Raw genomic sequence first — 22,508 nt, forward strand, 5'->3', positions numbered from 1 at the left:
CCCGTCAGGGTGTTGCCGGGCGACGGTCACACCCCGGCGCGCCCCGCCCACCGGGCCCGTTGCTCCTTCCCGCGCCTGACGCCCTCCTTGTAGCCGAGGCGTTCCGCGTCCGCCAGGGCCACCCGGACGCAGACCGCGGCCTCGTCCCGGTCCCCCTGGACGTGCAGCGCCTCGCCTCGGGTCAGGCGGATCATCACGTGGCGCATCGCGGGCAGACCCGGGCGGTCGGCCAACACCGTGAGCGCCCGCGCCGTGCACTCCAGCACGTCCTCCAGGTCGCCGTTGGTCAGGTACAGGCGGGCCTTGAGTTCGAGTGCGAGCAGTTCCGTCAGGGGGTCGTCCGCCTTGCGCGTCAGTTCGACGGCGCGCGTGGCATGCGCGAGTGCCGTACGCACGTCGCCGCCGCGTTCCAGCGCGAGGCCCAGGTTGACGAGGGCCGTGGCCTCGCTCGACGGGTCTCCGGTCCGTGCCGCCAGTGCGGGAGCCGGCTCCAGCCGGCGGAGTGCCTCCGGCAGATGTCCCTCCTCCAGAAGAACCCAGCCGAGGAGGGCCCGTACGCGCGTCTCGGCGTCCGGGTCGTCCAGGAACACGGCCGACTCAAGGGCTTGTTCGAGCAGGGGCACCCAGCCGTCGCGTACGTTCCAGGTGATGTGGGGCCACTGCAGAACGACCAGGCGCCATGCCCGGTCGTCGTGACCGGCGGCACGGGCCGCGGTGACGGCTGCGGCGAGGTTCTCCCGTTCTGCCGCGTACCACCGCAGGGAATCCTGGCGGTCCGCGAACTCGCGTCCGGAGTGCGGTACGTACGCCCCGTCGGGCAGCGTGCAGCACGGCTGGTCCTCCGGCACCGAAGCGGCCGTGGCCCTGAGCGCCGTCGCGATCTGGTGGTCGAGCACCCGCAGCAGGGCGTGGCGGTCGCGGGACAGTCCGCGTGCGTAGAGGCGGACCAGCTCGTGCAGCGAGTACCGGCCCGGAACGTACTCGGTGACCAGGTGCGCGCCGGCCAGCCGGTCGAGTGCCTCGCCCGCTGCGACCGGGTCGCAGTCGGACAGCGCGGCCGCCGTGTACCGGTCCAGGTCGGTGCCCGGCAGCCTGCCGAGGAGGGCGAAGAGCCGTGCCGTCTCGGGCGGCAGGCCCTGCACGGTGAGCCCCAGTGCCGCCGCCACGCCCGCGTCGCCGCTGTCGTCGAGGGAGAGCAGCGACAGCCTTCGCTGCTCGTCGGCGAGTTCGGCGGCCAGGTCGGCGAGCCTCCAGTTCGGCCGGGTGACGAGCTGAGCGGCGGTGATGCGCAGCGCGAGCGGCAACCCGTCGCAGAGCTTCCCCAGGCTGACGGCCGCCTCGGGCTCCGCCGCGACCCGCGCCCTGCCGACCGCCGAGGCCAGCAGTTCGACGGCGTCGTCCAGGTCGAGGAGGTCGACCGGTACGGGTCGGGCGAGGCCCTCGGCGATCAGCCCGCTCAGCCTCAGCCGCGAGGTCACCAGGACGACCGACCGGGGCCCCGAGGGCAGCAGCCGGCGGACCTGATCGGCGGTGCGGACGTTGTCGAGGACGACCAGCAGCTCCCGTTCCGCCGTCAGTTCCCGGTACAGCGCGGCCGCGCCGGGGGCGGACTCGGGCAGGGCGCGGGGCTTGACGCCGAGGGCCATCAGGAACTCCCGTATCACCTCGTCCGGTTGGACGGGATCGTCGCCGAAACCGCGCAGGTCGGCGAAGAGCGTTCCGCCCGGGAAACGGTGCTGGTGCCGATGGGCCCAGTGCAGCGCCAGTGCGGTCTTGCCGACGCCGGCTGCGCCGGTGACCAGCGCGATGGTGCCCTCGCCCGTGGCCGCGTCGATTCCGGCCAGTTCCTCGGCCCGGCCGTGGAAGCCCCGCGCGCCACGGGTCAGCAGGCGCGGCACCGGGCGGTCGCCGGGGTCGGCCGCGTACGCGGGGCGGGGCGGCGCGGCCCGCCCGGTAGGCCCGTCCGTCGGCGCCTCGGGCCGCGGGGCGCGTTCACCGTGCGGCACGGCCGCCCTTCCGGTCGGCAGGCCTGTCGGCACGTCCGCCGGCCGGGGCGGCGGGTCGTGCGGCGCGGCCGCGCGGGGGCGACCGGGACCGTCCGGGCGGGCGGGTGCTCCCTGCGGCGGGACCGCCTGCGCGGTCCGCACGGCCTGCAGGACCCGGGGCTCGGCCCCGCTGCCGCCCGTGCTCCGGAGGTCGTGACCGCTCGTCCGCACGCGCGTCGGCCCGCTGCGGCTCGTCTCCCCCCGCGAGGACTCGACGACGAGGCCCCGTGGCATCGCGGCCGACGGCCGGTCGCCGAGCAGATCCCCCCGGAGTATCCCCTCGTATGCCGCGCGCATGGCGGGACCGGGGCTGACGCCGAGTTCCTCGGCGAGCAGCCCCCGGGTGCGGTGGTACCGGTCGAGGGCGTCGGACTGACGACCCGCTCGGTACAGCATGACCATCAACGCGGTCGTCAGGGACTCGCGCAGCGGATAGGCCCCCACCTCCGCCTTCAGCAGCGCGACGGCCTGCGGAAGGTCGCCGAGCAGGCCGTGAAGCTCCGCGAGCTGCTCCACGGTGGACAGCCGGGTCTCCTCGAGGGCCTGGGCGGCGGCGGCCAGCGACGTGCTCGGGACGGTCCCGGTCAGGGCGGGCCCGCGCCACAGACCGAGGGCGTCCCTCAAGAGGGCCGCCGTCTCCTCGGGCCGCTCCCCCTGCTGTCCGCGCCGGACCAGCTCCTCGAAGCGGTGCACGTCGAGGAGGCCGTCCGGTATCTCCATCACGTAGGCCGAACCGCGGGTGGCCAGCCGTACGTCGTACTCCTCCGCACAGGCCTCGGCGAACAGCACGCGCAGCCGCGAGACGTGTCCCTGGACGACGGTGCGGGCGTGGGCCGGGGGCGCCTCCTCCCAGACCGCGTCGATCAACTGCGCCATGGGCACAGCCGTGTTGGACCGCAGCAGGAGCGTGGCCAGCACACTGCGCCTCTTGGCGGGTCCGAGCGCCATCTCCCCCATGCGGGTCGCCACTCCGACCCCACCGAGCAGCCGAAATTCCACGAGGTCTCCCCCATCTCGCGCCAATGATCGACATCAGACTCAGCGGCCCGACCCGGGGCGTGCGCCTCCGGGCCGGACCGGCGACCTGGAGGATGCGGACGCCACCACGCCCGTTCCACTTGTGAGGAAAGAATGAGGAAGGAACGCGGTTCGTGAGGACCGTTCCGGAACACTGCCGATTCCCCGGCACCCCAGCACCCCGCTGCCTGCCACGCGCCGGAGTCGCGCACCGGTCCGCGACTGGTTGGGGCGTGGGGGAAGTGGGAGGCTGAAGGGGTGAGGGGTCGTACCGAGGAGTTCGGGAGGGCCTTATGGGACGTGACGTCCCGGAGCTGACGTTCACCCGTGACGACCGCCGTCAGTTCCGCAACAAGATGCACACCTGCCTCGACGTGTTCGCACGGATGCTGCGCGAGTCGCGGTTCGACTTCGAGCGGCCACAGGTCGGCATAGAGATCGAACTGAACCTCGTCGACGACTCCGCCGAACCCGCCATGCGCAGCACCGACGTCCTGGACGCGATCGCCGATCCCTCCTGGTCGACGGAGCTCGGACAGTTCAACCTGGAGATCAACATCGACCCCAGGCGGTTGACCGAAGGCGGCCCCGACTCCTGGGAGCAGGAGATCCGCGACGCCCTCAACCACGCCGAGGACCGAGCGGCGGCGATCGGTGCGCACCTGGTCATGATCGGGATCCTGCCGACCCTGGAACTCAAGGACACCGGGCTCGCCGCTCTGTCGGAGGACCCCCGCTACCGCCTGCTCAACGAGCAGATCTTCTCCGCACGCGGCGAGGACCTGCTGATCTCCGTCGACGGCGTGGAACATCTGCGCACCCACGCCGACACCATCGCACCCGAGGCCGCCTGCACCAGCACCCAGTTCCACCTGCAGGTCTCCCCCGACGAGTTCGCCGACCACTGGAACGCCGCGCAGGCCATCGCGGGCGTACAGGTCGCCCTCGCCGCGAACTCGCCCTTCCTGTTCTCCAAGGAACTGTGGCGCGAGACCCGTATCCCCCTGTTCGAACAGGCCACCGACACCCGCCCGGACGAGATCAAGGTGCAGGGCGTACGGCCCCGGGTGTGGTTCGGCGAACGGTGGATCACCTCCGTCTTCGACCTCTTCGAAGAGAACACCCGCTACTTCCCCGCCCTGCTCCCGCTCTGCGACGACGAAGACCCCGAGGACACCCTCGACCGCGGCGACATCCCCACCCTGGCCGAGCTCACCCTCCACAACGGGACGGTCTACCGCTGGAACCGGCCCGTCTACGCCGTCGTCGACGGCGTCCCCCACCTGCGCGTCGAGAACCGCGTCCTGCCCGCGGGGCCCACCGTCACCGACGTCCTGTCCAACGGCGCCTTCTACTACGGACTCGTCCGCGCCCTCGTCGAAGAGGACCGGCCCGTGTGGACCCGCATGTCGTTCGCCGCCGCCGAGGACAACCTCCACTCCGCGGCGCGGCACGGCATCGACGCCCCCCTGTACTGGCCCGGCATGGGCGAAGTCCCCGCCACCGAGCTGGTGCTGCGCCGGCTGCTCCCGCTGGCCGACCGAGGACTGGAACGGCTCGGTCTCGACGCGGACTGGCGCGAGCCACTCCTCGGAATCATCGAACAACGCTGTGTCAGCGGCCGCAACGGGGCGGTGTGGCAGGCCGAGATGTTCCACCACCTGCACGACATCGACCATGCCGGCCGGCACGAGGCACTCCGGCGGATGACCCGGCAGTACATCGACTACATGCACCTCAACGCGCCCGCACACACCTGGCCCGTCGACTGACCCCCAGGACGTGGACCCGTCGGCCGACGACTGGCGGGCCGCTGCCACGGCGGGATGATGGAGGAGCGGGGCGGCGGCCGCGGGGCGGAGGAGGGACACGGTCCGGATGAGCGCGTCGGCGTTTTCCTCGGGCCCGGCCCCCACGGGCCCGGGCCCCACGGGCCGAGGGCCCGGCACCGCCCTGGACGCCGGCGGCCTCCTCGACACACTGGGCGTAGCGGCCGTCGTACTCGACGCGACAGGCCGCATCGTCCTGTGGAGCCCTCACGCCGAAACCGTCTTCGGATACGGCGCCGCCGACGCGCTGGGCCGCCCGGCCGCCCACCTCCTGGTCGCCGACCGCCACCGGCAGCACGTGCAGTCCCTCTTCGAACATGTCATGGCCGGCGGCGGACCCTGGGCAGGGGTCTTCCCCGTACGCCACAGAGACGGGCACACGCTTCTGGTCGAGTTCCGCAACACCCGCCTCCAGGACGACCAGAACCGGCTCTACGCCCTGATGCTCGCCTCCGACCGCGAGACCGTCCGGCGTGTCGAACGCGACCTGTCCCTCTCCGCACACCTGGTCACCCACTCCCCCATCGGGCTCGCCGTCCTCGACCCCCACCTCCGCTTCGTCCTCGTCAACCCCGCCCTCGAGCACATCGACGGCCGGCCAGCCACCGCCCACCTGGGCCGCACCCCGCGCCAGACCCTGGCCTCACCCGACATCGACACGCTCGAACGGGCCCTCCGCGACGTCCTGGCGACCGGACGGTCCGTCCTGTCCCACACCCTGCGCGGCCCCGCCCGTGCCGACGGGCGAGCACCGGTGTGGTCGGTGTCCCTCTACCGGTTGCAGACCCCCGGCCAGCTCGTCATCGGTGTCGCCGCCTCGATCGTCGACATCACCGACCAGCACCACGCCGCTCAGGCCGCTGCCCGCGCCAAGGGCCGCCTCACCGTCATCGCCGACGCCTCCGAACGGGTCGGCACCACCCTCGACCTCGACGTCACCGCCCGCGAACTCGCCGACCTGGTCGTCCCCGGCCTCGCCGACATCGCCGCCGTCGACGTCCTCGAGGACATCCTGACGGGCCCACGCCCCCGGGCGAGGGCCACCGCCCCCGGACCCGCGGTCTTCCGCGCCCTCGCCGTCAAGGCCGCCTACGCCACCCCCGCCCAGGAGGCCGCCGACCCCGTCGGCACCCCCGCCCGCTACGAGACGGAACGACTCGTCACCCACTGCGCACGGACGGGCCGCCCGGTCCTCGTCGCCCACGTCACCGACAGTGACCTGCCCCGTATCGCCCGCGACGCCCCCTCCGCAGCCCTCCTGCGCCACGCCGGCATCCACTCCTACCTGGCCGTCCCCCTGCGCGCCCGCGGCGCCGTCCTCGGCGTCCTCGACCTCAAGCGCGCCCGCAACCCCGCCCCCTTCGACGACGAGGACGTCCAACTCGCCAGCGAACTCGCGGCGCGTGCGGCCGTCGCCATCGACAACGCCCGCTGGTACCGCCACCAGAGCCAGGCCGCCCTCGCCCTCCAGCGCCACCTGCTCCCCCACAACCCGCCTCACCTCCACCGTCTCGACGTGGCCTACCGCTACCAGCCGGCCTCCGCGGCCATCGAAGTCGGCGGCGACTGGTTCGACGCCATCCCCCTGCCCGACCGCACCACCGCTCTCGTCGTCGGCGACGTCATGGGCAGCGGCATCAACGCCGCCGCCACCATGGGGCAACTGCGCACCGCTGCCCGCACGCTCGCCCGCCTCGGGCTCCCGCCCGCCACCGTCCTGCACCACCTGGACCGCACCGCCACCGACCTCGACGACGCCATGGCCACCTGTGTGTACGCCGTGTACGACCCACACCGCCACCACTGCCGCCTCGCCGCCGCCGGCCACCCTCCGCCCGTCCACATACCCGTGGACCAGCCGCCCCGCCTCCTCGCCCTGCCCACCGGCGCACCCCTCGGCGTCGGCGGTGTCCCCTTCGAGACCCAGGAGATCCCCTTCACTTCGGGCGACGAACTCCTGCTCTACACCGACGGGCTGGTCGAGACCCGTGACCAGGACATCGACGTCCGCCTGACCGCCCTGACCGACCTCCTCACCGCTTCCGGCCGCCTCCCGCTGGAGGAGACCTGCGACCTGCTTCTCGGCTCGCTGAGGCACCCCGGCGACCACGACGACGTCGCCCTCTTGATCGCCCGCGCCCGGAGCGACAGACCGGCGGGCACAGCCCCAGCGCACACGGCGAACCCGGCGACCCGGGACAGCGGGACGGAGGCGGCTCCATGAACGACACCCGCCCGGCCGGCGACAGCCTCCCGCCCTTCACCCACGACACCGCCGGCGCCGTACTCGACACCCACGGCAGAATCAGCGGCTGGACCCACGAAGCCCACGCGCTGCTCGGCCGGTCCGCCCAGGACGTCATCGGCCGCCCGGCACGCACCCTGCTGGCCGACCCGGCGTCCTGGACCGCACTGGCCCAGGCCTACGCCCGGGGGCGACGGCGAGGCGCAGCGGTACTGCGCACGGGCCGCGGCGAGGACCTGCCCGTCATCCTCCAGGCATTCCGCCTCCACAACGGCCCCCAGGGCCACCAGGGCGCCGAGGCCCCTCAGGTCCCCGACGAGGCCGGCACCCCACCCGAGTGCCTCCTCCTGGCCGCCCCGGCCTCACTGGCGACCCGCTGGCACCAGGACCAGGCATTCGTCGCGGAGCTCTTCCTCCAGGACCGGGTCGGCTTCGCCGTCCTCGACCCCGAGCTCCGCCTCATGCGCACCAACACCCACCTCCTGCCGTACACCGGAGTCCCCTCCGACCTGCGGGGCCGACGCCTCGCCGACTTCCTGTGGCCTCAGGACGCGGCAGCCGTCGAAGAAAACCTGCGACAGGTCCTTCGGACCGGCCGGCCACTCATCGGCACGGAACAGATCCTGCGTACCGTCGAGGACCCCTCGGCGGGAGTGATCATCACCATCTCCGCCTTCCGGCTGCAGAGCCCCGACGGGCAGGTCCTCGGGGTCACCGCGCTGTTCACCGACGTCACCGAGCTCCGCCGGTCCAGCGAACGTCTCGCGCTGCTCCACCACGCCACGGCCTCCGTCGGCCGCTCACTCTCCGTCGCCGACACCGGCAGAGAACTCGCCGCCGCGCTCGTGCCCGGCCTCGGCGACATCGCCGTCGTCGACATCGCCGACGCCGTATCACTGGGCGAAGAGCCCCTGCCCGACCGCGACGGCCGGCTCCTCCTGCGCCGCACCGCCGTCGCCGGACACCCCGCCACCGGCAACACCCTCCCCGCACCTGCGCCCGTCCTCACCGCCGTGCCCACGACCGACCCCGCCGCAGACGGCACCGGCACGAGCACCGGCACCGGCACCGGCACCGGCACCGAAGGCGATCACAGCGGCGGCGCCGACGCCCAGGCCGGGGGACACCCGTTCACCGTGACCGCACCGCTCCGCGCCCGCGGCACGATCCTCGGCCGGGTCTCCGTCGGCCGCCGAGCCGAGCGCGGCCCCTATCAACCCGCCGAACAGGACCTCCTGCGCGAGATCACCGACCGCGCCGCTCTCGCCCTGGACAACGCCCGCCGCTTCACCCGCGAACACCGGGCCGCCGTCGGACTCCAGCGCAGCATGCTGCCCCCCGCCCAGACCGACACTCCGGCAGCCACCACCGCCGGCGTCTACCTCCCCGCCGACACCGCCACCGGCGTCGGCGGCGACTGGTTCGACGTCATCCCCCTCTCCTCCGCGCGTATCGCGCTCGTCGTCGGGGACGTCGTCGGCCACGGCCTGGCGGCAGCCGCCACCATGGGCAGGCTCCGCACCGCCGTGCGCACCCTCGCCGACCTCGACCTCGAACCCGACGAACTCCTCACCCACCTGGACGACCTCGTCGCCCAACTCTCCGCCGAACCCGAGCAGACGACCGACCAGGCCGCCGACCAGTCATCCGACGACGACCCCGACGGGGCGTGGCACGACCACCCCATCTCCTCCGCCACCGGCGCGACCTGCGCCTACGCCGTCTACGACCCCGTCACCCGCCGCTGCGTCGTGGCGTCCGCCGGTCACCCCCCACCCGCGGTGACTGATCCGGAGGGCAACGTGTCCTACCTGCCGATCGACCCCGGACCACCGCTGGGCATCGGAGGCCTGCCCTTCGAGGCGACCGAGGTCGAACTGGCCCCTGGCAGCGTCATCGCCCTCTACACCGACGGACTCATCGAACTCGACCACGGCAACCTCGACACCGGCATGGCCGAACTCGCCGACCACCTGCGCCGACCCGGCACCCTGACACGACCCCTGCGCGACATCGGCCGGGACATCGTCACCGACCACCCCGCCCCCGGGCTCGGGGACGACCTCACCCTCCTCCTCGCCCGTACCCGGGCCATACCGACCCACAACACGGCCGACCTCACCATCGACGCCGACCCCGCTGCCGTGGCCACCGTCCGACAGGCCGCGACGACACACCTCCACACCTGGGGACTCCAAGAACTCACCTTCACCACCGAACTCATCCTCAGCGAACTCGTCACCAACGCCATCCGCTACACCACCGGACCCGTCCACATCCGACTCATCCACACCGACCGGCTGATCTGCGAAGTGTCCGACCCCAGCGCCACTCACCCACGGATGCGCCGAGCACACCTCACGGACGAAGGAGGGCGCGGCCTCTACCTCGTCGCCCAGCTCACCACCCGCTGGGGCAGTCGCTACGACCATCACGGCAAGACGATCTGGACCGAGCAGGAGCTGCCGCCGACCGACGCCGGCTGACACGCGCTCAGCGGGGCGCCGCGTCCCCGGACCCGCCCAGCCGTACGGCGAGGGCGGCGATGTCGTCGTCGAGGCGTCCCTTGCTGTGGCGCAGGAGGTCGCGGTGGAGGGCCCTGAGCAGGGCGCGGGGCGGTGTCGGGGGCTGACGACGCATCCAGGCCGTCAGGGGGAAGAACTCACCGTCGCGGGCCCGTGTCTCGACGATCCCGTCGGTGTAGAGGAGCAGCAGGTCGTCGGGGGCGACGTCGAAGGTGTCGACATTGTAGTGGTCGCCGATCAGCCCCGCGAGGCTGAGGAGGGGTGAGGGGTCGGTGGACTCGAGGGCACGGAGCCCGCCCCGGTTGAGGAGGAGCGGCGGAGGATGTCCGCAGTTGAGGATGCTGATCCGTCCGCCTTCCGGGGGGATCTCGACCAGGAGGGCGGTGGCGAAGCGCTCCATCGGTCCCTCAGGGGGGAAGGAGGCGTTGTAGCGGGTGCTGCTGGCGTCCATCCTGCGCGCCACGTCGACCATGTCGGCCTCGCCGTAGGCCGCCTCCCTGAAGGCGTTGACGATCGCCGCGGCCGCCCCCACGGCGGGCAGGCCCTTGCCCCGCACGTCACCGATGAGCAGCCTGACCCCGTACGGCGTCTCGGCCACCTCGTAGAAGTCACCGCCGATGCGGGCCTCCGCGGCCGCGGCGAGGTACAGCGACTCGATCTCGACCCTCCCGAAGCGACGCGGCATGGGGCTCAGCACCACCTGCTGCGCCGCGTCGGCGACGAGCCGTACCTGGAAGAGCGTCCGCTCGCGCTGGAGCCGTACGTGGCTCCCGTACGCGGCGGCGACCGTGACCGCGATGATCCCCGCCGCGGTCCACCACGTCCCCAGGTCGGGGAAGACGAGGCTGAGACCGATCATCAGCAGCAGGCAGACGGTGCCGAGCAGGACGGTCGGCAGGACCGGCCACATGGAGGCGGCCAGGGCCGGTGCCGCCGGCAGGAGGCGGCTGAAGGCCATCTCCGGCGGGGTGGCGTACGCGAGGCTGGCGATCACGACGGTCAGGAAGACCGGCGACAGCCGCACGAACCACCCCCGGCCCAAGCGCCGGCGGAGCCGCACCCGCCCAGACTCGATCACAACAGTCAGAATATCCACACAAAGGGGACGGAGCGCTCTGGTGAACAGCACCCCGCGCGCCCACCGGGCCGGACCCGAAGCCTCGACGGCCGATCACCGGGCCGCACCGGGTCGGCCCGCGCGCACTCCGCCACCCGGCGACGGGTGGGGCCAATGTGGTGTGCGGGATACAGGAGGCGGCACCCGCCGTTCCGCGCCAAAGACGGGGGCATTCGAGGGGTGGTTGTTGGCCGGAGGCTGTCCTGCCCTCGCGTGGCGGGGCTTCTAGCATTCGACCACCCCGCCCACACCGGTGGGGCGCCCCGGGAGGCCGCGCGGCTCGCCTCCCGGCACCAGCTCCTCGATCCACCGCAGCAGGTCCGTGACGGCCGCCCGACTCCGTGGCGCGCCGCACCCCCCGACCGGGCGAGCGGGACGTGTCCGTGCGTCCGTCCGCGCCCGGCACCCGAAGCACCGGATGGGAGAAAGCATGCGAGTCCCCCTGCTCGTGAGCGGAGCGGTCGCCGCTCTGTTCGCCTCGGCCCTGCCCGCGCAGGCAGGTCCTGCGTCGATCACCGACCCGCCCCCTGACAAGATCGTCATCGACATCGCCACGGTCAACGGCTCCGGCTGCCCCCTCGGCACCGCCGCCATCGCCGTCTCCGAGGACAACACCGCCTTCACCGTCACCTACAGCCAGTACGTCGCGCAGGCGGGCGGCAACTCCTCGCCCACCGCGGCCCGCCAGAACTGTCAGCTCAACCTGCTGGTCCACGTGCCGCAGGGCTTCACCTACGCCATCGCCAGCGCCGACTACCGCGGCTACGCCTCCCTGCGGCCCGGCGCGAGCGGCACCGAGAAGGCCTCGTACTACTTCCAGGGATCACCGAACACCGCCTCCCGGACCCACACCTTCCGAGGACCCTACGAGGACAACTGGCAGGCCACCGACACCACCGACTGGGCGCAGCTCGTCTGGGCCCCCTGCGGCGTCCAGCGGAACTTCAACATCAACACCGAGATCCGGGTGAACGCCGGCACCTCGAACCCGGCCACCACCAGCTACATGACCATGGACTCCACCGACGGCGACATCAGCACCGTCTACCACCTCGCGTGGAAGCCCTGCCCCACGAAGTGAGCTGACACCCCGGCGCCCCGGACGGACATCTTCTGTTCGTCCGGGGCGTCTCGCTGCCCCAACGGCCCCCGCCGGGCCGTCCGCTCGGATCCGGGCCTGCGCGAAGGGTTGCGCACTTCGGGGGATCGTTCAACAATCCTCTACAGCACGCGAGTTACCGAGCGACAGTTCCATGTTCCCGGCGGTCACCGGAGAAAAGGGGCAAGGTCATGGGAGATGCGCGAGAGGGCGCCCGATTCGGCGTGTGGGCCGTCGGCGGGGTCCTCGGGCTGGCGGTCGTCTATGTGGTCGGTGTGTTCGTGTTCGGGGGCGCCGGGTGGATCACCGCGCCGTTCCGTGGCGAGCTCGAGGAGCGGGAGGACACGGTCGGGTCCGGGGCGTTCCGTCTGACCACCTACGAGGAGTTCTTCGGGCTGTGCGAGGCCGTGCAGAACGCCGAGGGAACGATCCAGGTGCTCCAGCAGGAGCGGGGCACGGCGTCGACCGTGCGCAGGAGCCAGATCGACCAGTCGGTCACCGCCCTGCGGGCGTCCCGCCTGGAGTCGGTCAACGAGTACAACTCCAAGGCCGCCCAGGAGCATCGCGCGCCGTTCCTCGACAAGAACCTGCCCCCTCGGCTCGACGCCGGGGCCGAGCGGACGACCTGCACGGCCACCCACTGACGTCGGGAAACCGGCAACGGGAAGGAGACCACCACGATGCACAGGATCGCGCGCGCCGCCGCGGCCGCGTTCTCGGCGCTCGCCCTCGGGCTCGGCCTCGCCGCCTGCTCCGACTCCAGTCAGGACCGTGAGACCAAGGCCAAGCAGGACGGCTACAACCACCTCGTGGCGCAGCAGCCTGCGGGCCACATGGAGTACTCGCCGACCCGTGAGGCGATCAACCAGTGGGTCAAGACCTGGGGCAAGCGGGGCAAGCTGTCGTACGTCTACATCCAGAACGCCAAGGGCGAGTACGGGTACTTCGTCATGAAGGGCCTGCCCGTTCCGCGCTGCAAGATGCTCACGCCGACCGAGCGGCTCGAGGACACCAACGAGGGCAAGGCGGTGCTGCCGCAGCCCGGGATGGACGGTACGTACTCGACGGGTTCCACCTGCAACGCCTACTACGGGTTCGATGCCACCACCGGCGTGTACATGGAGTTCACGGTCGGTACGAACCAGTCGTTCTTCCTCTTCGACCAGCCGATGACGATGCCGGAGTACGTCGGCGCCACGCAGCTCGGCCCGACCTCGGTGAAGGACGTTCCGAAGAACCCCTGAGCGCCGTCTTCCCCCTCGCCCGCCAGGACGAGGGGGAAGGCGAGCCGTGCGATCAGCGGCGTCGGAGCAGGGCGCAGACGAAATCCTCCTGGATCGCGCGGACCTTGGCCAGGAGTTCCGGCTTGATGGTCTTGCTGGTCTGGGTGTTGATCGAGAAGGTGAGAGCCCGCTTGCCGTCCGCCGTGCCGGCCGCGAACTGGGTGTAGCCGGGGAAGTTTCCGGTGTGGCCGTAGACCGTGCCGCATCGTGTCGCGTACCGGAAGATGGCCAGTCCGCCCGCGTTGACGCCCGGCCCGGCCGGCTCCGAGGCCGCGCCGGTGATGAAGGTCCGCTGCTCGCCGCGGGTCTTCTTGGACAGGAAGCCCGGTCCGCCGGACCAGGCGCCGATGAAGGTGTTGAGGTCGCTCGGTGTCGAGACGATGCCGCCGGAGGCCCAGACGCCCGACGCGCTGAGGACCTCGCTGATGTCCTCCGGCGGGTCGGGCGGCGTCACGTCGTAGCCGTGCAGGTACGGCCTGGGCATGCGGAAGCCCTGGGGCAGGCTGGTGCGCCGCAGGTCGAGGGGCCGGTACACGAGCTTGTCGAGCAGCCGCTCGTAGCGCTCGCCCGTGACCGCCTCCGCCATCAGAGCGACGGCGATGTTGTCGGAGTTCGAGTACTCGTACCGCGATCCCGGCGGGAAGTGGAGGTCCTGGTCCGCGACGAAGTCGAGCAGCCGGCGGGAGTCGAAGTGGTGCCGGGGGTCCTCCTGCAAGATCTCGACGAACGCAGGGGCCGTCGAGAAGTCGGGCAGCCCGCTGGTGTGGTTGAGCAGCTGGCGCAGCGTCACCTGGTGCCAGGCCGTGGGCTGCGAGGGCAGGAGTTCGCCGATCGTGTCGTCGAGGCGCAGCTTGCCGCGGTCCACCAGGCGCAGGGCGACCGCTCCGCTGAAGGCCTTGGCGACGCTCGCGATCCGCATGTGGTCGGTGGCACGGGGCGGTCGGCCGGTCTCGGTGTCGCCGACACCCGCGCGGTAGACCGCCGTCCGGTCGTCCCGGCGCAGCACGGCGATCACTCCGGGCGGGCCTCCGGCCGTACGGACCAGGTCGTTCAGCTGCTTCTGCAGGGCGCTGTCCGGGTGGGGCGGCGGCGTGCCCGTCGCCTGCGCCTGTGCGGGCTGGACCAGGGCGGCGACCGCGGACGCGGCGAGGGCCGCCGCCGACAGGCGCAGTCGTACGTGCGAGCGTGATCGGTCTCCAGGGTGTGCCGGCACGGGGGCTCCTTCACGGCGATGCCGGGTGGCCATGCACCCGGTCGGGGGGTCCGACCCAGCATCGGACGGACCGTCGCGACGTGCCCGCCCGATGGTCCATACGGCGCAGCCTCCCGACGCCTCCCGACCCGCCGCGGCGGCTTCGGTGGGCCCGCAGGGGCGGGGCTCGGGTGCCGGAGCCGAGATCGATTGTCAGTGGTGGGTGAGACCGTGAGGACATCAAGCCGCTGCACGGGGAGCTGCCATGTCGGGAAGTCAGAACTACATCAATCACGTCGCTCTGGTGCTGGATGCCAGTTCATCCATGTCGCACCTGAGCCGTAAGGTCGTCGAGGTCGCCGACCAGCAGATCGCCTACCTCGCACGGCGGTCCAGGGAGCTGGAGCAGGAGACCCGCGTCACGGTCTACGTCTTCGCGGACACGGTCGACTGTGTCATCTACGACAAGGACGTGCTGCGGATGCCGTCCCTGAAGCAGCTGTACCGGGCCGGTGGGATGACAGCTCTGCTGGCGGCGGCTCTGAAGTCGCAGCGGGAGCTGGCACAGACCGCCCAGCTGTACGGCGACCACAGCTTCCTCACCTTCGTCCTGACCGACGGCCAGGAGAACGCGAGCCACCGCAGCCCGGGCGCTCCCTCCAAGGATCCGCGCGAGCTGGTCAGGGCCGTGTCCGAGATGATCGGGACGCAGGAGGACAACTGGACGCTGGCCGTCCTCGTGCCCGACCAGATGGGCAAGCGCGAGGCCATGCAGTGCGGGTTCCCCAAGGAGAACATCGCGATCTGGGACGCCACGAGCACTCAGGGTCTCGAGGAGGCCGGGCAGGTCATCCGGGAGGCCACCGAGAAGTTCATGGTGGGGCGGGCCAAGGGCATCCGGGGTTCGCGGGCGGTGTTCTCCACGGGCGCGGACGCCGTCAACAAGGAGACCATCAAGGCGGCCGGCCTGACGCCGGTGAAGCCTTCGGCGTACCAGCTGATCCCGGTGGCACGGGACGCGGGTATCCGTGAGTGGGTCGTCGAATGCGGGCACACCTATCGCACGGGCGGTGCGTTCTATCAATTGAGCAAGCCGGAGAAGGTCCAGGCGGGGAAGCAGATAGCCGTGCTGGAGAAGAAGACGGACCGGGTCTACACGGGGCCGCAGGCGCGGGCGCTGCTCGGACTGCCGGACACCGAGGTGCGCGTCAAGCCGGACCACAACGACGACTTCACCATCTTCGTGCAGAGCACCAGCGTCAACCGGAAGCTCGTGGCCCGGACGCGCCTCCTGCTGATGATCTGACAGCAGCGCACGGTCCGCCCGTCCGCCCGTCCATGCAGAGACCGAGCCGGACGGGCGGATGGGCGGGTCAGGACAGTGAGTCCTGCTCGAAGTGCCGTACGCGAAGGGGTTCGAGCAGGTACTCGTCCTCCCCCGGAAGGACCACCGGCTGCTCACGCCAGTTCTCGCCGGCGTAGCGGACCAAGTCCTCCTCGCCGCGCCAACGGCTCACGTACAGAAGCGAGTGGGGTGGTGCGAGCAGCACCTCATGGTCCACCAGACCCGGGTTCTGGTCGGGGAACTCCCGCACCGCCGAAACGATCATGTCCCGGAACGCGTCGAACCGCTCGGGACGCACACGCGCCTCACTCACCCTCACAATCATGACCGTCAGCCTGTCATACCGTCGTACGGGATGTCTTGCCTCCGGTCCCGCCCCGAGATCGGGGTGCCGATGTCGCCTCCCGCCTCACCCGGGCTTGGCGAGAAGTTGTCCATCGATGACCTGGGACGTACTGGGTCCTCACCCCGGCCACGACGACAATGACCGCGTATCGCACCACACACCCCACAGACTCCCCCGCTCCGGCTGACGGCTCCGGTCCGGAGCCTGAGAGAGACTCACGTGTACCTTCGAGAAATCTGGCGGTTCCCCGTCAAGTCCATGCGCGGGGAGCAGCTCAAGAGCGTCGAGCTGACGGACAACGGTCTGACAGGCGATCGCCACATCCATGTCCGGGACTCCCGCGGTCTGCTGACCGCACGGGTGCGCTCCCGGCTGCTCGGCCTGTCGGCGACCACGGCGGCGGACGGCGGTGTGCTCGTCGACGGGCACCCGTGGGACAGCCCCGAGGCGGGCGCGCTGGTCCGCGGCGCGGCCGGCCCCGACGCGGAGGCGGTGTACTACACCGGCAGGGAGCGGTTCGACGTCCTCAATCTAACGGTCATCACCGATGGGGCAGCCGACGCCCTCGGCCACGACCCGCGCCGACTGCGGTCCAACCTGGTCATCGGCGGCGTACCCGGCCTCGCCGAACGCGACTGGCCCGGCCGTACGCTGCGCGTCGGCGACGCCGTCATCGGTGTGCTGAAGCTGCGCTCCCGCTGCGTCATGACGACGGTCGACCCCGACACGGGCGAACGTGACCACGACGTCCTGCGCGACATCCATCGGTTGTACGACGGCACCTTCGCGCTGGACTGCTGGGTGGCGTCCCCCGGCACTGTCGGCCAGGGCGACGAGGTCCGTCTGACCGACGAGGAGTGGCCGGAGCCGGTGCGCGGCGGCTGGATCGTCGGGGCCCCCTACGTCGTGGCCTGAGGCTTCTTCCGGTCAGTGGCGTTCCCGTCGTCCGTCCCGGCGGGCGTTGAGCCTGGCCGCCTGCCGTGTGAGGTGGTCGCGCTCGGCGAGGTTGAAGGCCTTGTGGGCCGCCTCGGCGTAGAGGTGCGCCGCCCTCTCCAGGTCGCCCGCGCACTCGTGGAGGTGGGCCGCCACCGCGGCGTGGCGGGGCAGTGAGGGGTCGTCCAGTGCGGCGAGCGCCGCCAGCCCGGCACGCGGTCCGTCGGCTTCGCCGACGGCGACGGCGCGGTTGAGCCGTACCACCGGGTTGTCGGTCAGCAGCGCGAGTTCGTCGTACCACTCGACGATCTGCACCCAGTCGGTCTCCTCGGCGGCGGGCGCGTCGGCGTGCAGGGCCGCGATGGCGGCCTGGGCCTGGAACTCGCCCAGGCGGTCGCGGGCCAGGGCCGCCTGGAGGATCACGACGCCCTCGGCGATCAGCGCCGTGTCCCACCGGGCGCGGTCCTGTTCGGCGAGCGGCACGAGGCTGCCGTCGGGTGCGGTCCTGGCGCTGCGCCGGGCGTGGTGGAGCAGCATGAGGGCGAGCAGGCCGGCCACCTCGGGGTGGTCGATGCGGGCCGCGAGCTGCCGGGTGAGACGGATGGCCTCGGCGGCGAGGTCGACGTCCCCGGAGTAACCCTCGTTGAAGACGAGGTAGAGGACGCGCAGCACCGTGGCGACGTCGCCGGGCCGGTCGAGGCGCACACCGGAGACGGTGCGCTTGGCCCTGCTGATGCGCTGCGCCATGGTCGCTTCGGGCACGAGGTAGGCCTCGGCGATCTGGCGGGTGGTCAGCCCGCCGACGGCGCGCAGGGTGAGGGCGACCGCCGAGGCCGGGGTCAGCGAGGGGTGCGCGCAGAGGAAGTAGAGCTGGAGGGTGTCGTCCACCGCGGGCGTCGGCCCGGGCCGGGGCTCCTCCTCGACGCGGTCCTCGCGCCTTCGGCGGGCCGTGTCGGCGCGGGTCGCGTCGAGGAACTTGCGCCAGGCCACGGTGACCAGCCAGCCCTTCGGATCGCGCGGAGGCTCCGCCGGCCAGGCGCGGAGCGCCTCCACCAGGGCGTCCTGAACAGCGTCCTCGGCCGCCGCGAAATCTGCTCCGCGGCGGACGAGGACGGTGAGCACGCCCGGTGTGAGGCTCCTGAGCAGGAGCTCGTCCATCGGTGACGTCACTCCGTGATGGTGGGCGGCGCGGCAAGGAACGGACGTACCTCCAGCCACTCGTGGATCGGCTTGCCGCCCGCGCCGGGGGCGGCCGACAGTTCGCCGGCCAGCTCGACGGCGCGCTCGTAGCTGTCGACGTCAATGATCATCCAGCCGGCGATGAGGTCCTTGGTCTCCGCGAACGGTCCGTCGGTGACCGGCGGGCGCCCCTCGCCGTCGTAGCGGACCCACGCTCCGTCCGGCGCGAGCGCCTGGCCGTCGACGTACTCGCCGGTCTTCTCCAGGCGGGCGGCGAAGTCGTTCATGTACTGCACGTGTGCCGTGATCTCCGCCGGGCTCCACTGGTCCATCGGCACGTCGTTGACCGCCGCCGGGGCGCCGCGGTAGTGCTTCAGCAGCAGGTACTTCGCCATGGTGGTTCTCCTTGGTGTGCGTGCGGCCCATTGTGGTCGCGTTCACACCGGGGACGGAGCGGGACTCGGGTTCTCGACATCACCGTCCGACCTTTTTCGGGTTTTTCTCAGACGGCGCGGACGCGGCCGGAGCGATGACCCTCTTCGCGCCGATCAGGACGCGGTAGCGCTGCCGTGTCGCGAATTCGGCCAGGTTCCAGACCACCGGGTGCCCCACCTCCGCGCTGAGATGGAGGACCTCGTCCGGGCCGGCCGCGATGCCGACGTGGGCGCCGTACGGGTCCTCCGTCGCGTTGAAGAGGAGCAGGTCGAGCGGCTGCGGGGTCGGGACATGGACCGTGGCCGTGGTGTCGTGCCACAGGTCGCTGGAGCGCAGGGGCGGTACGGACAGGCCGAAATGGCCCAGGACCTCGTAGGCGAACAGTTGACAGTTGGCGCCTGCCGCGAGGCCGGGCCGGTCGGTCACGGCCGCGGATCCGGGGAAGCGCGCACCGACGTGCGGGACGGTCCAGAAGGCGGTCGGCAGCCGGGCGAGGAAGGATTCCATGGCCGCATCATTGCGCGGCCGGCGGCCCCGGTGCGCCGGTCCGGTCGCGGAGGTCGCCTTCGTGCGCGCATAGGATCGCCGGCATGGCGCTGCGACCTGTGCAGGTGAACATCAAGGCTCGTGACCCCTTGGTGGTCGGGCGGTTCTGGGCGGAGGCGCTGGGGTGGGCCGCGTACAGCCCCGGGGTGACCACGTACGTCGGGCCGGCCGGGGGTCTCGTCTGGCCCGATCCGGTCGTCGTCGGTGTCGATGTCGTTCCCGTGCCCGAGCCCAAGGCCGCGGTGAAGAATCGGGTCCACCTCGATCTCGCCACCACCTCCGTGGCCCATCGGACCGAACTGGTCGCGCGGCTCATGGGACTCGGCGCGACGCCCGTCGACATCGGCCAGGGAGCGGTGCCGTGGACCGTGCTCGCCGACCCCGAGGGCAACGAGTTCTGTGTGCTGGAGCCTCGGGAGGTCTACGAGGACACCGGGCCGATCGCGGCCGTGGTGGTCGACTGCGCGGATCCGCGGGCCATGGCCCGGTTCTGGGGTGAGGCGGTCGACTGGGAGGTGCGTGAGGTCACGGACGAGGGCGCCACGCTGCGGTCCGCCCAGGGAGCCGGCCGCCCGTTCCTCGAGTTTCTCCGCACGCCCGGCGGGAAGCGCGTGCCGGACCGGGTCCACCTCGACCTGCTGCCGTACCCCGGCGACGACGAGGCGGCGGAGGTGGACCGGCTGCGGGCGCTCGGCGCCACCGATCTCGACATCGGCCAGGGCGACGTCCCGTGGACGTGTCTGACCGACCCGGAGGGTCACGAGTTCTGCGTCCTCGCCCTGCCCTGACGCGGCCGGACCCGGAGGCCGCCCGTCCGGCCGACCCGGGGCGAGCGTGGTGACGAAGGTGGTCCCGTGGGGGCCGGATAACCTCCCTGCATGCGTCGTGACCTCTTTCGTTCCGTGGTTGTCCTGGGCTCGTGTGTCGCCCTGAGTTGTCTGAGCGGTGCCCATGTCGGCGGCGCTCGGTCGAACAGCACCGGGGACGTCGTGCGGGAGGACTTCTCCTCCGGTGGAGTGCCCGGGCCGTGGCGGGTGGTCGGCGGCGAGTGGCGGGTCGCCGACGGGCGGCTGGTCGGCGATGCCGGGCCGGGGAAGGGGCTGGTGACCTTCGGGGCGGGCTCGGCCGACTTCCGGTTCGAGGCCCGGGCTCGTTTCGAGCGGAGGGACGGCGCGAAGGGCTGGTTCGGGTTGGGCGTCGACGTGCCCGCGTCCGGGGGCGAGCGGGGGGCCGTCGGGGTCGTGCGGGCCGGCGCCGACGGTGTCTCGTTCGGGGAGGAGGGCGGGGCGGCGGCGCCCGTTCCCTTCGTACGGGCCGCGGACGGAGAGGTTCACGTACGGGTCGAGGCTCGGGGGCAGCGGGCGGTGTGGTTCCTCGACGATCGACAGGTCCTGGTGACCGGCCGTTCCCAGGCGGGCGCCGGGGTGGCACTGGCGGTGGGTGGCGGCACCGTGTCGTTCGACGACGTGCGGGTCACGCGGGTGAGCGCGTCCGCGTTCCAGCGTGCGGCCGCGGCCCCGATGACGGTCGTGGCGCACCGGGGGGCGTCCGCGGTCGCCCCGGAGAACACGCTGGTCGCCCAGGAGGTGGGGCGGCGTTCCGGCGCGGTGTTCATCGAGAACGACGTTCGGCTGAGTCGTGACCGCGTGCCCTTTCTGATGCACGACCCGACGGTGGACCGCACCACCGACGGCGTGGGCAGGGTCTCGGAGCTGACCGCCGCGCAGCTTCGTGGGCTGGACGCGGGGTCCTGGCGCGCGCCGGTCTACGCCGGAGCACGCGTTCCCACGCTCGCCGAGCAGTTGGCCGATCTGCGGACCCGCGGTGGCAGCCTGCTCCTGGAGATCAAGCAGGCCGACAGCCTCGAGGACGTCGCCGCGGTGATCGACGTCGTGAAGGCGGAGCAGATGACCGGTCGGGTCATGGTCCAGAGCTTCGACCCACGGCACCTGCGCTGGGTGCGCGCGCTGGCCCCCGAGGTCCCGCTCGGTCTGCTGCGCGACAAGCTGGACGCCGACCCGGTGGCCGTGAGCCGGGAGTTGGGACTGTCGCTGTACAACCCCAGTGGCGTGGCCCTCGAGGCCCGGCCCGGCGTCGTGGACGAACTGCACGCCGCCGGTCTCGGCGTGTGGGTGTGGACGGTGGACACGGCCGAGCGGTGGGACCGGTACGACGGCTACGGCGTGGACGGGGTCATCACCAACCGGGCCGGGGAGCTCTCCGGGTGGCTCAGTGGGCGGGGCTCGGGCCTGTAGGCGCCGACGCCGACGTCAGCGCCGCCAGTTCCGCGTTCGCCCGCGCGGTCACCTGGCTGAGGACGCGGCCGGCGGCGAGCAGGTCCTCGGTGGGGATGTCGGCCCAGACGCGGGCGGAGATCGGGGCGATCTGCGCACCCACGGTGGCGAGCAGTTCGCGGCCTGCGTCCGTGGGGCGCAGGTGCGGACCCTCGGCGACGAGCAGGCCTCGGGTGAGCAGTTCGTCGAGGGTGGCGCGGGTGTCGTCCGGGGTGGACTTGACCGAGGCGACGACCTGGGCGACCAGCTCTTCGGAGGTCTGCGGCGCGTCGGCGGTGACGGCGGCGCGCAGGGCGATCTGCTGCGGGAACGTGACGCCGTGCCGGGCCAGGACGTGCTCCAGGACGCCGCGAGCGGCGTAGTGGGCCAGGCCGAGGGCGCGGGAGTCGGCGGCGGTGCCCGCGGCGGGGGTGGTGGCGGTGGATGCCGTGGTGGTCATGGTGTGTGCCTCTCCGTGTTCTCGTCGTTCTCGTCGTTCAGTGGGGCCTTCGGAACGGGTGGTGCGAGCGGAGCGTCGAGCAGGGCCGTGAGTTCGGCGGTGAACGTCCGGGTCCTTTGGGCGTCGAGGCCGCCGAGCGGTTCGAGGAGGTCCTGCAGCAGGTCCTGGACCAGGACGATGGCCTTCCGTGCGACGGCCCGGCCGTCCTCGGTGAGGGCGAGCTGGACGGCGCGCGGGTCGCGGGGATCGCGGGCGCGCTCGATCAGCTGGGCCGACTCCAGGGCGCGCGCCAGCTTCGACACGTACAGCGCCTCCAGACCGGTGTGGTCGGCGAGTCGGCGCTGGCTGGGCCGTTCGCCGGTGCGCTGCATGCCGTACAGCGAGGCGACGAGCACGTACTGCGCGTGGGTGAGGCCCAGCGGAGCCAGTGCGCGGTCGACCGCGACGCGCCACTTGTTGGCGAGCCGCCATACCAGGAAGCCGGGCGTGGGACCCGGTGAAGCCTTGCTCATGACAAATACAGTACATGGCTACTATCGCCATGGCTACTGTTTTCGGGCGGCCGTCCCGCTCACCCGGACGGGCCCCTCCGGGCGCCGCCGCGGCACGTCTGCGGGAAAGGTGGGCGGGACGACCCTG

General features: G+C 72.0%; 19 protein-coding genes. 10 read left to right on the forward strand and 9 right to left on the reverse strand.

The genetic code is table 11. From position 1 onward, the window contains the following. Positions 1-26: 26 nt before the first annotated feature. Positions 27-3,044, reverse strand: a complete 3,018-nt coding sequence (locus tag AB0E14_RS07260) for a BTAD domain-containing putative transcriptional regulator (RefSeq protein ID WP_362413383.1) — start codon at positions 3,042-3,044, stop codon at positions 27-29. Between the two features lie 311 nt (positions 3,045-3,355). Here AB0E14_RS07260 and AB0E14_RS07265 point away from each other — a divergent pair, with 311 nt between their 5' ends. The 3 genes from AB0E14_RS07265 to AB0E14_RS07275 all read left to right on the forward strand — a co-directional run bounded on the left by AB0E14_RS07265 (position 3,356) and on the right by AB0E14_RS07275 (position 9,622). Continuing rightward, a complete protein-coding gene (locus AB0E14_RS07265) occupies positions 3,356-4,834 on the forward strand; it encodes a glutamate--cysteine ligase (RefSeq protein WP_362413385.1) in 1,479 nt (492 codons plus the stop codon). Between the two features lie 106 nt (positions 4,835-4,940). Further along, a complete protein-coding gene (locus AB0E14_RS07270; protein ID WP_362413387.1) occupies positions 4,941-7,115 on the forward strand; it encodes a SpoIIE family protein phosphatase in 2,175 nt (724 codons plus the stop codon). After that, a complete protein-coding gene (locus AB0E14_RS07275; RefSeq protein ID WP_362413389.1) occupies positions 7,112-9,622 on the forward strand; it encodes a SpoIIE family protein phosphatase in 2,511 nt (836 codons plus the stop codon). The genes AB0E14_RS07270 and AB0E14_RS07275 overlap by 4 nt, the downstream gene beginning before the upstream one ends. A gap of 7 nt (positions 9,623-9,629) precedes the next feature. On the opposite strand, the gene AB0E14_RS07280 is transcribed toward AB0E14_RS07275, so the two are convergent. Further along, complete coding sequence (locus tag AB0E14_RS07280) at positions 9,630-10,739, reverse strand: PP2C family protein-serine/threonine phosphatase (RefSeq protein ID WP_362413391.1); 1,110 nt, start codon at positions 10,737-10,739, stop codon at positions 9,630-9,632. 469 nt (positions 10,740-11,208) lie between these two features. On the opposite strand from AB0E14_RS07280, the gene AB0E14_RS07285 reads away from it, so the two are divergent. The 3 genes from AB0E14_RS07285 (at position 11,209) to AB0E14_RS07295 (ending at position 13,121) form a co-directional block, all read left to right on the forward strand. Then, positions 11,209-11,859 carry a DUF4360 domain-containing protein gene (locus tag AB0E14_RS07285; protein ID WP_362413393.1) on the forward strand — a complete coding sequence of 217 codons (651 nt, stop codon included), beginning with the start codon at positions 11,209-11,211 and terminating at the stop codon, positions 11,857-11,859. 209 nt (positions 11,860-12,068) lie between these two features. Then, complete coding sequence (locus AB0E14_RS07290) at positions 12,069-12,521, forward strand: hypothetical protein (protein WP_362413396.1); 453 nt, start codon at positions 12,069-12,071, stop codon at positions 12,519-12,521. A 36-nt stretch (positions 12,522-12,557) separates the two neighbouring features. Then, positions 12,558-13,121 (forward strand): hypothetical protein, encoded by a 564-nt coding sequence (locus AB0E14_RS07295; protein WP_362413398.1) that lies wholly within the window; start codon positions 12,558-12,560, stop codon positions 13,119-13,121. 52 nt (positions 13,122-13,173) lie between these two features. Here the strand turns inward: AB0E14_RS07295 and AB0E14_RS07300 are convergent, their stop codons facing one another. After that, positions 13,174-14,373 (reverse strand): serine hydrolase domain-containing protein, encoded by a 1,200-nt coding sequence (locus AB0E14_RS07300; RefSeq protein WP_362413400.1) that lies wholly within the window; start codon positions 14,371-14,373, stop codon positions 13,174-13,176. 244 nt (positions 14,374-14,617) lie between these two features. On the opposite strand from AB0E14_RS07300, the gene AB0E14_RS07305 reads away from it, so the two are divergent. Continuing rightward, positions 14,618-15,658, forward strand: a complete 1,041-nt coding sequence (locus AB0E14_RS07305) for a vWA domain-containing protein (RefSeq protein WP_362413402.1) — start codon at positions 14,618-14,620, stop codon at positions 15,656-15,658. A 67-nt stretch (positions 15,659-15,725) separates the two neighbouring features. Here AB0E14_RS07305 and AB0E14_RS07310 read toward each other — a convergent pair whose 3' ends face one another. Further along, the gene (locus tag AB0E14_RS07310) at positions 15,726-16,010 is read right to left on the reverse strand and encodes an antibiotic biosynthesis monooxygenase (protein ID WP_362413404.1); all 285 of its coding nucleotides are present in this window, start codon (positions 16,008-16,010) and stop codon (positions 15,726-15,728) included. A gap of 252 nt (positions 16,011-16,262) precedes the next feature. On the opposite strand from AB0E14_RS07310, the gene AB0E14_RS07315 reads away from it, so the two are divergent. Further along, positions 16,263-16,958 (forward strand): MOSC N-terminal beta barrel domain-containing protein, encoded by a 696-nt coding sequence (locus AB0E14_RS07315; RefSeq protein ID WP_362413406.1) that lies wholly within the window; start codon positions 16,263-16,265, stop codon positions 16,956-16,958. 12 nt (positions 16,959-16,970) lie between these two features. Here AB0E14_RS07315 and AB0E14_RS07320 read toward each other — a convergent pair whose 3' ends face one another. The 3 genes from AB0E14_RS07320 to AB0E14_RS07330 all read right to left on the reverse strand — a co-directional run bounded on the left by AB0E14_RS07320 (position 16,971) and on the right by AB0E14_RS07330 (position 19,097). Then, positions 16,971-18,134 carry a DUF6596 domain-containing protein gene (locus AB0E14_RS07320; RefSeq protein WP_362413581.1) on the reverse strand — a complete coding sequence of 388 codons (1,164 nt, stop codon included), beginning with the start codon at positions 18,132-18,134 and terminating at the stop codon, positions 16,971-16,973. Positions 18,135-18,142: 8 nt separating this feature from the next. Further along, on the reverse strand, positions 18,143-18,550 hold the full coding sequence (locus AB0E14_RS07325) for a YciI family protein (RefSeq protein WP_362413408.1): 408 nt from the start codon (positions 18,548-18,550) through the stop codon (positions 18,143-18,145). A gap of 79 nt (positions 18,551-18,629) precedes the next feature. Continuing rightward, positions 18,630-19,097 carry a hydrolase gene (locus AB0E14_RS07330; RefSeq protein ID WP_362413410.1) on the reverse strand — a complete coding sequence of 156 codons (468 nt, stop codon included), beginning with the start codon at positions 19,095-19,097 and terminating at the stop codon, positions 18,630-18,632. 83 nt (positions 19,098-19,180) lie between these two features. Between AB0E14_RS07330 and AB0E14_RS07335 the strand changes: the two genes are divergently transcribed. Together AB0E14_RS07335 and AB0E14_RS07340 are read left to right on the forward strand one after the other, a co-directional pair. Further along, on the forward strand, positions 19,181-19,924 hold the full coding sequence (locus AB0E14_RS07335) for a VOC family protein (RefSeq protein ID WP_362413412.1): 744 nt from the start codon (positions 19,181-19,183) through the stop codon (positions 19,922-19,924). 90 nt (positions 19,925-20,014) lie between these two features. Further along, positions 20,015-21,391: a glycerophosphodiester phosphodiesterase family protein gene (locus tag AB0E14_RS07340; RefSeq protein ID WP_362413414.1), complete on the forward strand. Its 1,377-nt coding sequence runs from the start codon at positions 20,015-20,017 to the stop codon at positions 21,389-21,391. Here the strand turns inward: AB0E14_RS07340 and AB0E14_RS07345 are convergent. Then, entirely contained in the window at positions 21,366-21,869 is a 504-nt protein-coding gene (locus tag AB0E14_RS07345) for a MarR family transcriptional regulator (RefSeq protein ID WP_362413416.1), read from the reverse strand. The two genes, AB0E14_RS07340 and AB0E14_RS07345, sit on opposite strands and share 26 nt — an antisense overlap. Next, the gene (locus AB0E14_RS07350) at positions 21,866-22,381 is read right to left on the reverse strand and encodes a MarR family transcriptional regulator (RefSeq protein ID WP_362413418.1); all 516 of its coding nucleotides are present in this window, start codon (positions 22,379-22,381) and stop codon (positions 21,866-21,868) included. Before AB0E14_RS07350 ends, AB0E14_RS07345 begins: the two co-directional genes overlap by 4 nt. Between the last annotated feature and the right edge of the window lie 127 nt (positions 22,382-22,508).

Origin of the sequence: Streptomyces sp. NPDC047981 (assembly GCF_040653315.1) — a bacterium.
In the GTDB taxonomy this organism is placed as follows: Bacteria; Actinomycetota; Actinomycetes; order Streptomycetales; family Streptomycetaceae; genus Streptomyces.